The 13,804-nt window shown below is 70.8% G+C and carries 10 protein-coding genes and 1 tRNA gene; 7 read left to right on the top strand and 4 right to left on the bottom strand.

From position 1 onward, the window contains the following. Positions 1 to 227 precede the first annotated feature (227 nt). Positions 228 to 1,196 carry a Bug family tripartite tricarboxylate transporter substrate binding protein gene (locus OZN99_RS13215; RefSeq protein WP_270935712.1) on the top strand — a complete coding sequence of 323 codons (969 nt, stop codon included), beginning with the start codon at positions 228 to 230 and terminating at the stop codon, positions 1,194 to 1,196. A 39-nt stretch (positions 1,197 to 1,235) separates the two neighbouring features. Next, positions 1,236 to 2,069 carry a tetratricopeptide repeat protein gene (locus OZN99_RS13220; protein WP_270935713.1) on the top strand — a complete coding sequence of 278 codons (834 nt, stop codon included), beginning with the start codon at positions 1,236 to 1,238 and terminating at the stop codon, positions 2,067 to 2,069. Positions 2,070 to 2,250: 181 nt separating this feature from the next. On the opposite strand, the gene fzlA is transcribed toward OZN99_RS13220, so the two are convergent. From fzlA to OZN99_RS13240, 4 genes are all read right to left on the bottom strand, one after another. Beyond that, a complete protein-coding gene (gene fzlA / locus OZN99_RS13225) occupies positions 2,251 to 2,919 on the bottom strand; it encodes an FtsZ-binding protein FzlA (RefSeq protein WP_270935714.1) in 669 nt (222 codons plus the stop codon). A 98-nt stretch (positions 2,920 to 3,017) separates the two neighbouring features. Then, entirely contained in the window at positions 3,018 to 7,559 is a 4,542-nt protein-coding gene (gene gltB / locus OZN99_RS13230; RefSeq protein WP_270935715.1) for a glutamate synthase large subunit, read from the bottom strand. A 5-nt stretch (positions 7,560 to 7,564) separates the two neighbouring features. Then, positions 7,565 to 9,004, bottom strand: coding sequence for an NAD(P)-dependent oxidoreductase (locus tag OZN99_RS13235; protein WP_270935716.1), 1,440 nt, complete (start codon positions 9,002 to 9,004; stop codon positions 7,565 to 7,567). 186 nt (positions 9,005 to 9,190) lie between these two features. Beyond that, complete coding sequence (locus OZN99_RS13240) at positions 9,191 to 10,132, bottom strand: complex I NDUFA9 subunit family protein (RefSeq protein WP_270935720.1); 942 nt, start codon at positions 10,130 to 10,132, stop codon at positions 9,191 to 9,193. 138 nt (positions 10,133 to 10,270) lie between these two features. Here OZN99_RS13240 and OZN99_RS13245 point away from each other — a divergent pair, with 138 nt between their 5' ends. From OZN99_RS13245 to OZN99_RS13265, 5 genes are all read left to right on the top strand, one after another. Further along, complete coding sequence (locus OZN99_RS13245; RefSeq protein WP_270935717.1) at positions 10,271 to 11,500, top strand: SAM-dependent methyltransferase; 1,230 nt, start codon at positions 10,271 to 10,273, stop codon at positions 11,498 to 11,500. A 77-nt stretch (positions 11,501 to 11,577) separates the two neighbouring features. Then, positions 11,578 to 11,664 (top strand) — tRNA-Leu (locus OZN99_RS13250). A gap of 59 nt (positions 11,665 to 11,723) precedes the next feature. Further along, the gene (locus OZN99_RS13255) at positions 11,724 to 12,347 is read left to right on the top strand and encodes a ribonuclease D (RefSeq protein ID WP_270935721.1); all 624 of its coding nucleotides are present in this window, start codon (positions 11,724 to 11,726) and stop codon (positions 12,345 to 12,347) included. Positions 12,348 to 12,477: 130 nt separating this feature from the next. Next, positions 12,478 to 13,176, top strand: coding sequence for an LPS export ABC transporter periplasmic protein LptC (gene lptC, locus OZN99_RS13260; RefSeq protein WP_270935718.1), 699 nt, complete (start codon positions 12,478 to 12,480; stop codon positions 13,174 to 13,176). Continuing rightward, the coding region (locus tag OZN99_RS13265; RefSeq protein WP_270935719.1) for an LptA/OstA family protein at positions 13,173 to 13,804 on the top strand (632 nt) is incomplete at its 3' end. The genes lptC and OZN99_RS13265, both read left to right, overlap by 4 nt.

The raw sequence follows: 13,804 nt of genomic DNA on the forward strand, positions 1-13,804 counted from the left end.
GCGCCGGCTGGCGGCTGCGCCGCGGCCGGGTCGCGCGCGGTCCCGACCACGGCGAAGCCGGCGGCCGCGGCCTCCGCCGCGATGGCCGTGCCGGCATAGCCGAGGCCCGCGATCACCATGCGCCTGTCCATGGCGCACACATGCCAGCAAGCGGCGGCGCCGGACAGGGTTGATGACGGCATGCCCCGTCGTCCATATCGCCGACACCACGAACCGGGAGGACAACGATGACCCCGCGCCGCCACGCGCTCGCCCTGCTTGCAGCCCCGCTCGCCCTGCCCGGCCTCGCCCGTGCCCAGTCGTTCCCGCAGGACCGGCCGATCCGCGCCGTGGTGAACTTCCCGCCGGGCGGCACGGTGGACACCGTCGCGCGGCTGGTCGCGCCCGCGCTGTCGGAGCGGCTGGGGCGGCAGGTCGTGGTGGAGAACCGCGGCGGCGCCTCTGGCCTCGTCGGGGCGGAAGCCGTGGCGCGCAGTGCACCGGACGGGCACACGCTGCTCTTCGCGCTGTCCACCCATGCGGTGAACCCGCACATGGTCCCGCGCATGCCCTTCGACACGCTGGCGGATTTCGCGCCGGTCGGGTTCATCGGCGGCGCGCCGGTGCTGATGGCCGCGCACCCCTCCTCGCCCTACCGCACGCTGGCCGACGTGATCGCCGCGGGGCGGATCGGCGAGGGGCCGCATTACGGCACGATCGGCAACGGCTCCACCGGCCACCTGATGATGGCCCAGCTGCAGACGCTCACCGGCGCGCGCTTCACGCATGTGCCGTTCCGCGGCGGCGGGCCGGCGGTGCAGGCGGCACTCGGCGGGCAGGTGCCGCTGGTCATCACCTCGACCGTCGCGGTCGGACCGCAGGTCCAGGCCGGCAACCTGCGCGGCGTTGCGCTCTCGGGCGCCGAGCGCTCGCCCGTCCACCCCAACGTCCCGACCGTGGCGGAGCAGGGCTTCCCCGGCTTCGCCGCCGACAGCTGGGTCGGCGTGCTGGCGCCGGCGCGCACGCCGGACGCAGCGGTAGCGCGCATCAACGCGGACCTGGCCGCCGTGCTCGCCGATCCGGCGATCCGGGAACGCCTGGCCGGGATCGGCATGACGCCTCGCGCCATGAGCCCCGCCGAGTTCGGCGCGTTCGTGGCCAGCGAATACGCACGCTGGGGGCGGGTGGTGCGGGAGCACGGCATCACGGCCGACTGAACTGGCGCCCGCAGCGCCGGGCGGTCTATAGCGGGCCGGATGCGACGCCCGGCCCGCACGCTGCTTCTCGGCGCCTTCGCTGCCGCCGCCCTCTCCGCGCTGGCGGCGGGTGCCTGGCTCGTGCTGGCGCCGGCGCCGGCCGTGATCGCCGAGGAGCCGCTGCCGCTGCCGCCGGAACCGCCGCGCCTCGCCGACGGGCCGGAGGCGGAACGGTGCCTCGGCCTGCTGCGCACCGATCCCGAACAGGCCTACGCCGTCGCCATCGCCTGGCAGGCGGAAGGTGGCGGCGACGGCGCCGCGCATTGCGGGGCACTGGCCGTCCTGGCGCTGGGCGAGACGCAGCGCGCGGCCGAGCAGCTGGAACGGATCGCCGCCAGATCCTCGGCGGGTGCCGCGGCGCGCGCCGCGGTCTTCGCGCAGGCCGCGCAGGCCTGGATGATGGCCGGCCAGGCCAGCCTGGCCTTCGCGGCGAGCACGCTCGCGCTGACCCTGACGCCGGAGGATCCGGACCTGCTGGTGGACCGCGCCGTCGCGCTCGGTACGCTCGGCCGCTATCGGGAGGCGGTGGTGGACCTGGACCAGGCGCTGGCGATCGATCCCGGTCGGGCGGAGGCGCTGGTGTTCCGCGCCGCCGCCTGGCGCCACCTGGACCGCGCCGAGCCGGCCCGGCGCGACATCGAGCGCGCGCTGGCGCTCGACCCCGACAATGCGGAGGCGCTGCTGGAACGCGGCATCCTGCGCCAATTGGCCGGCGACAGCGAGGGCGCGCGCATGGACTGGGAACGCGCGATCGAGCTTGCGCCGAACTCCGCCACAGCGGATCTCGCGATGCAGAACCTTGCGCTGAGCGAGGCCGGGCCGTTCCGGCGATGATCCCGGCGACCGCCGCTCTGCAGGTCTTCCGGCTGGAGCGCGCGGCGGTGCGGCTGCCTGCTGTCTAGACCGGCGTAGCCCTGACTGTGTTCAGGGCTACGCCGGTCTCGCTTCTCTGGCCCGGCGATTCACGCCCTTCGCCGTGCCCACCTTCGGTGTGCACACTCAGGGCGATCGCGGGCTAGAAATCCAGGTCCGCGTAGTGGGCGGGCGGCGCGAGGCCGCTGACGCGATCCGCCAGCAACGGGCGGAAGGCCGGGCGCGACTTGATCCGCGCGTACCAGTCCTTTGCGCCGTCGCTCATCGTCCAGTCCACGTCGGAGATGTAATCCAGCGCCGAGAGGTGGGCCGCCGCGGCAAGGTCCGCTAGGCTGAGGACGGGCCCGGCCAGCCAGGCACGCGTCTCGGCCAGCCAGCCGACATATTCGAGGTGCGGCTTGAGGTTCGCATAGCCGGCGCGGATCGCTGCCGCATCCGGGTTCCCCTGGCCGAGCAGGCGCTTCATCTGCTTCTCGTGCAGCAGGTTGCGCGTGACCTCGGCATGGAACTTCTGGTCGAACCACGCGACGAGGCGCCGGACCTCCGCGCGCTCAGCCAGGGTGCGGCCGAGCAGCGGGGAATCGGGGTAGGCCTCGTCAAGATACTCGCAGATCGCATAGGAATCGGCCAGGACCAGGCCGTTCGCGTCCTGCAGCACCGGCACGGCGCAGGCGGGGTTCATCGCCAGGAACTCCTCGCGCCGCTCCCACACGCGCTCGATGCGCAGTTCGAAGGGGATGCGCTTCTCAGCCAGGGCCAGACGGACCTTGCGGGAGAAGGGCGAGAGGGGAAGGTGGTAGAGAATCCGCATCAGCGTCGCGCGACTCCGGGCCGCTCCCCCATGGCATGCGCGCGCCGCGCGGCCAAGGGGGCGAGGCCCGGTTCAGTCGAGTCGCGGCGATGTCGCGGTCACTCGGCGGCGACCGCCGGCGTCTCCTCCATCGGCTTCGGCAGGTACTTCGCGTAGTCCTTCGGGACCACGTGCCAGAAGCGGGCCCGCTCGACCGCCCAGTTGTTCAGCAGGCGGGCGGCGAAGGGGCTACCCGTCTCCTTCACGTGGCGCCCGACATGGTCCTTCAATACCTCCTCCCAATGGGCACTGCCGCCGAGGCGCCGCCACAGCAGCGTCTCCGGGTTCACCCGCCGCTCGAAGGCCTCGTCGGCGTCGTAGACGAAGGCCATGCCGCCGGTGAAGCCGGCGCCGAAATTGTCGCCGACCGGGCCGAGGATCACGGCGCAGCCGCCGGTCATGTATTCGCAGCCATTGGCGCCGCAGCCTTCCACCACCGCCAGCGCGCCGGAGTTGCGCACCGCGAAGCGCTCACCGGCCTGGCCGGCGGCGAAGAGCGCGCCGCCGGTCGCGCCGTAGAGCACGGTGTTGCCGATGATGGTGTTCTCGTTCCAGACCAGCCGGGCGGAGGGAGCCGGGCGCACCACGATGGTGCCGCCCGACAGGCCCTTGCCGACATAGTCGTTGGCGTCGCCGAAGACCTCGAGCTTGAGGCCGCGCACCGCGAAGGCGCCCAGCGACTGGCCGGCGGAGCCGCGCAGGCGCACCGTCAGGTGGCCGCGCTGCAGCCCGTTCATCCCGAACTTGCGCACGATCTTCGAACTGATCTTGGTGCCGATCGCGCGGTGCGTGTTCCGGATGTTGTACTGCAGCTGCATCTTCTCGCCGCGCTGGAACAGCGCCGCCGCGTCGCGGATCATGTCGGCGTCCAGCGTCTCCGGCACCTCGTTCCGGCCCTCCATGTCACAATAGGACGGATACGGGCCGGCATCTGCCTTCACCAGCAGCGGGTTCAGGTCGAGGTCGTCGAGGTCGTCGGAGCCGCGGCTGACCTGGCGCAGCAGGTCGGTGCGGCCGATCACGTCGGTCAGCTTGCGGAAGCCGAGGCTCGCCAGGATCTCGCGCACCTCCTCCGCCACGAAGCTGAACAGGTTGATCACCTTCTCCGGGCTGCCGGTGAACTTGGCGCGCAGCGCCTCGTCCTGCGTGCAGACGCCGACCGGGCAGGTGTTGGAATGGCACTGCCGCACCATGATGCAGCCCATGGCGACGAGGGAGGCGGTGCCGATGCCGAATTCCTCGGCGCCGAGCATCGCCGCGACCACCACGTCGCGGCCTGTCTTGATGCCGCCATCCGTGCGCAGCCGCACGCGGTGGCGCAGCCGGTTGAGCTGCAGCACCTGGTGCGTCTCGCTCAGCCCCATCTCCCAGGGCAGGCCGGCATACTTGATGGAGGACACCGGAGAGGCGCCTGTGCCGCCGGAATGGCCGCTGACCAGGATCGCATCGGCCTTGGCCTTCGCCACGCCGGCCGCGATGGTGCCGATGCCCGACCGCGCGACAAGCTTCACGCAGACCGTCGCATCCGGGTTGATCTGCTTCAGGTCGTAGATGAGCTGCGCAAGGTCCTCGATCGAGTAGATGTCGTGATGCGGCGGCGGGCTGATCAGCATCACGCCGGGGGTGGAGTGGCGCAGCTTGGCGATCAGCTCCGTCACCTTGAAGCCGGGCAGCTGCCCGCCCTCGCCGGGCTTGGCGCCCTGCGCGACCTTGATCTCGATCTCGCGGCAGTTGTTGAGGTACTCCGCCGTGACGCCGAAGCGGCCGCTGGCGATCTGCTTGATCGCGGAGTTGGCGTTGTCGCCGTTCGGCCGCGGGCGCGCGCGCGCCGGATCCTCGCCGCCCTCGCCGGAGTCTGAACGGGCGCCGATGCGGTTCATAGCGATCGACAGCGTCTCATGCGCCTCCGGGCTCAGCGCGCCGAGCGAGATGCCGGGCGCGACGAGGCGCTTGCGGATCTCCGTGATGCTCTCGACCTCCTCGAGCGCGATCGGCGTGCGGCCCTCGGTACGGAAATCCAGCAGGTCGCGCAGCGCCACCGGCGGCAGCTTGCGCACGCCCTCGGTGTAGCGCTTGAAGGTCTGGTAGCTGTCGGTGTCCACCGCCTTCTGCAGCGTGTGGATCAGGCTGCCGTCGAAGGCGTGGTTCTCGCCGCGCCGGCGCAGCTTGTAGAGCCCGCCGACCGGCAGCGTCACCGCATCCGCGTCCCAGGCCTTGGCGTGCAGCGCCAGCACCCGGCGCGCGATGCCCGACAGGCCGATGCCCGAGATGCGGGAGGCGACGCCGGGGAAGAACTCCGCCACCAGCGCGCGGGAGAGGCCGATGGCCTCGAAGTTCATGCCGCCACGATAGCTGGACAGGACGCCGATGCCCATCTTGCTCATGATCTTGAGCAGGCCCTTGTCCACCGCCTTCTTGTAGCGGGCGACGCAGTCCTTCAGGGACAGGTTGCCGAACAGGCCGCGACGGTGGCGGTCGGCGATGCTCTCCTGCGCGAGGTAGGCGTTCACCGTGGTGGCGCCGGCGCCGATCAGCACGGCGATGTAGTGCACGTCGATCGCCTCGGCGCAGCGCACGTTGAGACTGGTGAAGGTGCGCAGCGAGCTCTTCACCAGATGCGTGTGCACGCCGCCGACCGCCAGGATCATCGGGATGGCCGCGCGCTCCGGCCCCTGGTTCTCGTCGGTCAGGATCAGGTGGGTGCAGCCGCTGCGCACGCCGTCCTCCGCCTCGCGGCGGATGCGCTCGATGTGGCGGCGCAGCCCCTGCTCGCCCTCGGCGACCGGGAAGGTCGCGTCCACCACGCAGGCGGTGTCGCCCATATAGGCACGCATCGCCGCGAACTCGGCGTTGGACAGCACGGGGCTGTCCAGCATGAGCATGTCGCACTGCGTCGGGTCCTCGTCGAGGATGTTCCCGAGGTTGCCGAGGCGGGTCTTGATCGTCATCACCCGCGTCTCGCGCAGGCTGTCGATCGGCGGGTTGGTGACCTGGCTGAAGGACTGGCGGAAGTAGTGGTGGATTCCGCGGTACTGGCCGGACAGCACCGCGATGGGCGTGTCGTCGCCCATGCTGCCCACGGCCTCGTTGGCGTCCTCCACCATCGGATGGAGGATCGTCTCCAGCTCCTCGAGCGTGTAGCCGACCGCAAGCTGGCGGCGACGCAGGGCCTCGCCGGTGTATTCGGCCTGCTCGTCGCCGCTGGCCTTGACGATGCCGTCGATCCTGGTGGTGCGCTTGGTCCACTCGCCAAAGGGCTTGCGGGCCGCCAGCATGTCCTTCAGCTCGGTGTCGCCGTAGAAGCGGCCGGTGGCGAGTTCCACGCCGATGCACTGGCCGGGGCCGACGCGGCCCTTCGCGACGATCGCATCCTCCGGCAGCTTCACCATGCCGGTCTCGGAGCCGACGATCAGCAGCCCGTCGTCGGTCACGGAGTAGCGCATCGGACGCAGCCCGTTGCGGTCGAGGCCGCCGATCACCCACTGGCCGTCTGTGGCGCAAATCGCCGCCGGACCGTCCCAGGGCTCCATCACCGCATTGCAGTAGAGGAAGAGGTCGCGGTGCGCCTCCGGCATGGTGGCGTTGTTGCCGAGGCTCTCCGGGATCAGCATGGCCTTCGCCATGGGCGCGTCGCGGCCGCCGCGGATCAGCAGCTCGAAGACGTTGTCGAGCGTCGCCGTGTCGGACCCGCCGGCCTGCACCACAGGCTTGATGTCGTCCATGTAGCTGTCGAGCAGCCGGTGGGAGAGCCGGGTCTCGTGGCTCTTCATCCAGTTGGCGTTGCCGTGCAGCGTGTTGATCTCGCCGTTATGGGCAAGCGTCCGGAAGGGCTGCGCCAGGCGCCAAGTGGGGAAGGTGTTGGTGCTGTAGCGCTGGTGATAGATCGCGAAGCGGGAGACGAAGCGCTCGTCCAGCAGGTCCGGGTAGAACTCAGTCAGGCTCTCTGCCAGGAACATGCCCTTGTAGATCACGCTGCGGCAGGACAGCGAGCAGAGATAGAGCTCCGGGATCTGGGCGGCGATCGCCTGCTTCTCGATCCGGCGGCGGATGACGTAGAGGTCGCGCTCGTAGATCGCCTCCTCCCGCTGTTCCGGATCCCAGATCAGGATCTGCTCGATCTCGGGGCGCGTCGCGTTCGCCTTCTCGCCGATGCAGGCGACGTCGATCGGCACCTGGCGCCAGGAATAGATCGCGTAGCCGGCGTTCAGCACCTCGGTCTCGACGATCTGGCGGCAGCGTTCCTGCGCGCCCAGGTCGGACTTGGGCAGGAACACCATGCCGACGGCGATGCGTCCGGGGCGGACGCGGTCGCCGCCGCGCTGCACGACCTCGCCGAAGAAGTCCTGCGGGATCTCGACATGGATGCCGGCGCCGTCGCCGGTCTTGCCGTCGGCATCCACCGCGCCGCGGTGCCACACCGCCTTCAGCGCGTCGATGCCGGCCTGCACGACCTTGCGGGTGGCCTTGCCGTCCAGCGCGGCGACCAGGCCGACGCCGCAGGCGTCGTGCTCGGTGACGTCGATCCCGGCGCCCTCCAGCAGCGCGCGGTTGGCGGCGTAGCGGGAGGCGAACTCCGAACCGGTCTCGATGGCGTCGGTCATGGCGGTCACTCCGCGGCCACGGCGAGCGTGCTCGCCTTCTGCTGGATGTAGCTATGCATCTGCTCGGCCGCGTCGCGGCCGTCGCGGATCGCCCAGACGACGAGGCTGGCGCCGCGCACGATGTCGCCGGCGGCGAAGACGCCGGGCAGCGCCGTCATCATGGTGCGGTGGTCGACCTTCAGCGTGCCCCACTTCGTCACCGGCAGAGCGGGCTCGTCGAACGCCTTTGGCAGGTCCTCGGGGTCGAAGCCGAGCGCCATGATGACCACGTCGGCCGGCAGCTCGAATCGGCTGTTCTCGACCTTGGTGACCTGCTGGCGCCCGGTCGCGTCGGGCAGGCCGAGATGCATGCGGTGGGCCACCACCGCCTTAACCTGCCCCTCGCCGCGAAATGCCTCCGGCGCGCCCAGCCATTCGAAGCGCACGCCCTCCTCCTCGGCGTTGTACACCTCGCGCATGGAGCCCGGCATGTTCGCCTTGTCCCGTCGATAGAGGCAGGTGACGGAGGCCGCGCCCTGGCGCACGGCGGTGCGCACGCAGTCCATCGCGGTGTCGCCCCCACCGATGACGACGACATGCTTTCCCTTGGCGTCGAGCGCACCCGAATCGAAGCCCTCCACCGCCTCGCCCAGGCCCTTGCGGTTGGAAGCGGTGAGGTAGTCGAGCGCGGGGACGATGCCCTTCAGGCCGATGCCAGGCGCCGACATCTCGCGCGCCTTGTAGACCCCGGTGCCGATCAGCACGGCGTCGTGCCTGGCGCGCAGCTCGGCCAGCGTGACGTCCTGGCCGACCTGGACGTTCAGGTGGAAGCGGATGCCGCCCTCCTCGAACTGCTTCCAGCGGCGCAGCACCACCTCCTTCTCCAGCTTGAAGTTGGGGATACCGTAGATCATCAGGCCGCCGACGCGGTCGTAGCGGTCGTAGACATGCACCTGGTAGCCGCGCATGCGCAGGCGTTCCGCCGCGGCGAGCCCGGCAGGGCCGGCGCCGATGATGCCGACGGACTGCGCCAGCTCCCGCTGCGGCTTCGGTGCCTTCACCCAGCCGCGCTCCCAAGCGGTGTCGGTGATGTATTTCTCGACAGAGCCGATGGTGACGCTGCCGAAGCCCTTCTCGATGACGCAGTTGCCTTCGCAGAGCCGGTCCTGCGGGCAGATGCGGCCGCAGATCTCGGGGAAGGTGTTGGTGGCGGAGGCGACCTCGTAGGCTTCCTCCAGCCGTCCCTCGGCGGTCAGTTTCAGCCAGTCCGGGATGTTGTTGTTCAGCGGGCAATGCACCTGGCAGAAGGGCACGCCGCACTGGCTGCACCGGCTGGCCTGGGATTTCGCGGCATCGGGCTCGAACTCGCGGTAGATCTCCGCGAAGTCGGCGCGGCGCTGCGAGGCCTCGCGCTTCTCGGGCATGCGCTGGTCGAGGCGCACGAACTGCAGCATCCGGTCGGCCATGGTGGTCGCACTCTCCCGGGGCGCGAGGGCGCCCATAACGGTCAGCGCGTCTACATCATGGCTCGCGACGATGCGAGTCCGTTCTGCCAGTTCAGGACAGGGAGGCTGTCATTTTCTTTGCGGCCCTGCCTGCGAGCCCTGTACGATCAGCCTTGGGCATCAAGAAGAAAGTCCGAATCGGACGTTTCAGCCCGCCTCGCGCCGCCCGCCTCCCGGCCGGAACCGCTTCAGGTAGCCCGGCACCACCGTCTCGACGGCCTTGGCGGCGATGCCGAGGTCGGCGAGGCCCGGGGCCCCCTCCGCCACCACATTGTCCCGCTCCAGCAGCAGCAGCTGGTCCTGGGTGACCGGCGGCTTCGGCAGGCGCTGCAGCAGGCCGGCCTGCCAACGCATGAAGCCCATCGGCATGTCCACCATCGGCCGCCGGCGGCGTGTGGTCTCCAGGATGAAGCGCAGCACCTCCCGCATGGTCATCACCCGCGGGCCGCCAAGCTCGTAGGTCCTGCCCCGCGCCTCCGGCCGCGCCAGGGCGGCGGCCACTGCCTCGGCCACGTCACCCACATAGACCGGCTGGAACCGGGTGGCCCCGGCGACCACCGGCATGAAGGGCAGCATCGCCATGCCGGCGAAGCGGTTGAAGAAGCCGTCCTCCGGCCCGAACACCACGGAGGGGCGCAGGATCGTCGCCTCCGGGAAGGCGGCGCGCACGCCAGCCTCGCCGGCGGCCTTGCTGCGGGCATAGAGGCTGGGGGAGGCGGCATCGGCACCGATCGCGGAGAGGTGGACGAAGCTCTCGACACCCGCGGCCTTCGCCGCCTGCGCCACCGCGCCCGGCGCGTCGCCCTGGATGCGCTGGAAGTCGCCGGGCCGGCGCTCGAACAGGATGCCGACCAGGTTCACCACCACCTCAGCGCCCTCGACCGCGCGCGCCACCGCGGGGGCGTCGGTGACCGAGGCGGCGAGCGGCACGATCTGCCCGACCCGGCCCTGGGTCTGCAGGAAGCGCGCGCCGGCCGGATCGCGCACGGCCACGCGCACCACGTAGTCCTGCTGCGCCAGCCGCTGCACGACATAGCGCCCGATGAAGCCGGAGCCGCCGAACACCGTCGCCACCTTGCGCCCCGCCACACCGCGCATCGCCGCCACTCCCGATCCCCTTGCGGCGCGGACCATATGGTCGGGTCCGCGCCGCGCCAAGCCGGGCGCCCCCCATGGCCAGCACCGCCGCACCCCGGCATACAGGCGCGCGCCAGCGAGGGGCCCGCCATGCGACTGCTCTCCAACCTGCTCCGCCGCTTCGTCCAACGCGGCAGCCTGACGGTCATCGACCATGCCGGCACCACGCACCGCTTCGGCAGCGGGCAGGACGGGCCGGCGGTGACCATCCGCCTGACCGACAAGGCCGTGGAGCGGGAGATCTTCCTCAACCCCGAGCTGAAGGCGGCCGAGGCCTATATGGACGGGCGCCTGGTGATGGAGGGCGGGCAGCGCGTCTTCGACCTGCTCTACCTGTTCTCCGTCAACCGCTCCGGCCTGGCGGCGCATCCCGTGCAACAGGCGCTGCGCAAGGTGTGGCGTGCGCTGCGGCGGTGGCACCAGCGCAACCCGCTCGGCCTCGCGGCGAAGAACATCCGCCACCACTACGACATCCCGCCCGACTTCTACCGGCTGTGGCTGGATGAGACGATGACCTATTCCTGCGCCTACTACCCGCGCCCGGACGTCTCCCTGCATGAGGCGCAGTTGGCCAAGCTGCGCCACATCGCGGCCAAGCTGCGGCTCGAGCCCGGGATGACGGTGGCGGAGATCGGCTCGGGCTGGGGCGCGCTCGGCACCTTCCTGGCGCGCAACTACGGGGTGAAGGTCGTCTCCGTGACCCTCTCGCCGGAGCAATGCGCGGTGGCGAAGCAGCGCGCGATCGACGAGGGCGTGACCGAGCTGGTGGAGTTCCGCGAGCAGGACTACCGGCTGCTGGAGGGCACCTACGACCGCGTGGTCTCCATCGCGATGATGGAGGCGATCGGCATCGACGAATTCGACACCTACTTCCGCAAGATCAAGGCGCTGACGAAGCCCGGCGGATTCGCGCTGGTCCACTGCATCGGCCGCCAGTCGCCACCCGGCACCACGGCGCCCTTCATCCGCAAATACATCTTCCCCGGCGGCTACGTGCCTGCGCTGTCCGAGGTCTTCGCTTCCCTGGAGCGGACGGGCACCTGGTGCGCGGACTGCGAGACGCTGCGGCTGCATTACTACTGGACCATCAGGCACTGGCGGGAGGCCTTCGACGCGAAGCGCGAGGAGGCGGTGGCGATGATGGGCGAGCGGTTCTGCCGGATGTGGGACTTCTACCTGGCCTCGGTGGAGCTCGGCTTCCTGCACGGGTCCAATTTCGTCTTCCAGCTGCTGCTGTCGGAAAAGCGGGACGACGTGCCGGTGGTGCGCGACTACATCGTGGACGAGGAACGGCGGCTCACGGCGATCGGAGCGCGGTAGGCAGGAACGACGTCCTCCCCCGCTTGACGCCCCCGCGCCGGCCCCCTAAACGCCCGCCACGCGACGACGCGCCCCTTGCCCAGGTGGCGGAATTGGTAGACGCGCAGGTTTCAGGTACCTGTGGCCGCGAGGCCGTGAAGGTTCGAGTCCTTTCCTGGGCACCATGGTGGATCATCCAGCCGAGGGCGTGGCGGTGAGCGGAACCCTCTTCACCCGGGACGCCATGATCCGTCTCCACCGGCACGACCTGCCGGAGGGCCTCGACTTCGGCACCTCCGTCGCGATCGACACCGAGACGATGGGTCTCGACCAACGGCGCGACCGGCTGTGCCTCGTGCAGCTTTCCGCCGGGGACGGCACCGCGCATTGCGTGCAGATCCTGCCGCCGGAACTCGGCGGGCGCGGCGGCGACGCCCCCAACCTGAGGCGCCTTCTGGAGGATCCGCAGGTCCTCAAGATCTTCCACTTCGCCCGCTTCGACCTGGCCGTGCTGCATCGCACGCTGGGCGCCACCGTGGCGCCCGTGGTCTGCACCAAGATCGCGTCGAAGCTGGTGCGGACCTATACCGACCGGCATGGCCTCAAGGATCTCTGCCGCGACCTGCTCGGGGTGGATCTCTCGAAGCAGCAGCAGAGCAGCGACTGGGGCGCGCCGGAGCTGACGCCTGACCAGCTGACCTATGCGGCTTCCGACGTGCTGCACCTGCATGCGCTCTGGGCGAAGCTGAAGGCCCTGCTGGAGCGCGAGGGGCGGCTCGGCCTTGCGGAGGCCTGCTACGGCTTTCTCCCGGCACGCGCCCGTCTGGATCTGCTGGGCTATGAAGACCCGGACATTTTCAGCCACTGATGCGCAGCCGCTGCAGGCCGCCCGGCTGTCGTCAAGGGCTTGATGTAGCGACCAGTCGAAGTTTGGCACAATTCTTGTCGGATCGCACTCGCGCGTTGACCCTGGGGGGTCGGAAGCCCATACAGGCTCGGTGAGCAGCCCTCCCCCCAACCCGAGCCGCACCGTCGCGCCGGCCATGGTGACCCGTACCTACCAGAGCCGCCTGCCGCCGCCGTCGCGCCGCCGCCAGCCGCCGACCCCGGGGCAGCTCGCGCGGCGGCGTCTGCTGGTCATGGTGGCCAAGCGGCTGCTGCCGGTTGCGGCCGTGGCACTGCTCGCGACCATCGCACTGTGGCCCGAGATCGAGTCGAACACCGAGCGCGGGCGCGTCGCCTTCCGCCGCATCGCGGAGGTGCGGCCGGACGCGCTGCACATCGTGGAGCCGCGCTACCAGGGCGTCGACGAGCAGAACCGCCCCTACACCGTTACCGCCGACAGCGCGCTGCAGGCCGGGCACCAGGAACTGGTGCAGCTCCGCCGCCCGCGCGCGGACCTGCTGCTGAACGATGGCGGATGGATCTACCTGGAATCGCGCGACGGCCAGTACGACCGACCGCGCAACCTGCTCGACCTGGCGGGCCGAGTGACCATCCATCACGACGACGGCACGCAATTCGTGACGGAGCGCGCGGCGCTCGACATCGCCGGCGGCAACGCGGAAGGCGACGTGCCGGTCGCCGCGCAGGGCCCCTTCGGCACGCTGACCGCCGAGGGCTTCCGCCTGCGGGACCGCGGGCAGGTGGTGGTGTTCACCGGCCGCTCCCGCGTCGTGCTGGAGGGCAGCGAGTGACGGCCCGCCCCCTCCTCGTCGCCGCCGCGCTGCTCGCCGGTCTCGCGCCGGCCCTGGCGCAGAACCTTGACCTGACGCAGGGCGGCCCGATCGAGATCACCTCGACCGACGGCATCGAATGGCGCCAGCAGGAGCAGGTCGTGGTGGCGCGCGGCAATGCGCGGGCCGTGCGCGACGGCGTCACCGTTGATGCGGACCGGCTGATCGCGCGCTACCGGCCGCGCGGCGGAACCCAGGCGGCGCAGCCCGGCACCGGGGGCAGCGCCAGCCCGGTCTCCGGCAGCGAGATCTGGCGGCTGGAGGCGGAAGGCAATGTCCGCATCACCTCCACCAGCGAGCGCGCAACGGGCCAGCGCGCGGTCTACGACATGGACCAGGCGGTGATGGTGCTGTCCGGCCAGGGCCTGGCACTCGAGACGCCGGACCAGCGCATCACCGCGCGCGACAGCCTGGAATACTGGCCGCAGCGGCGCATGGCGGTGGCGCGCGGCGGCGCGGTGGTGGTCACCACCGATGACCGCCGTATCACCGCCGACACGCTCGTGGCCTATTTCACCGAGCCGCCGCCGGCCGGCTCGGCCCCCGCGCAGCCACAGCCGGCGGCCGCCCGGCCCGCCGGCCTGGCCGG

The sequence above is a fragment of the Falsiroseomonas oryzae genome, assembly GCF_027856955.1.
Taxonomy (GTDB): Bacteria; Pseudomonadota; Alphaproteobacteria; order Acetobacterales; family Acetobacteraceae; genus Falsiroseomonas; species Falsiroseomonas oryzae.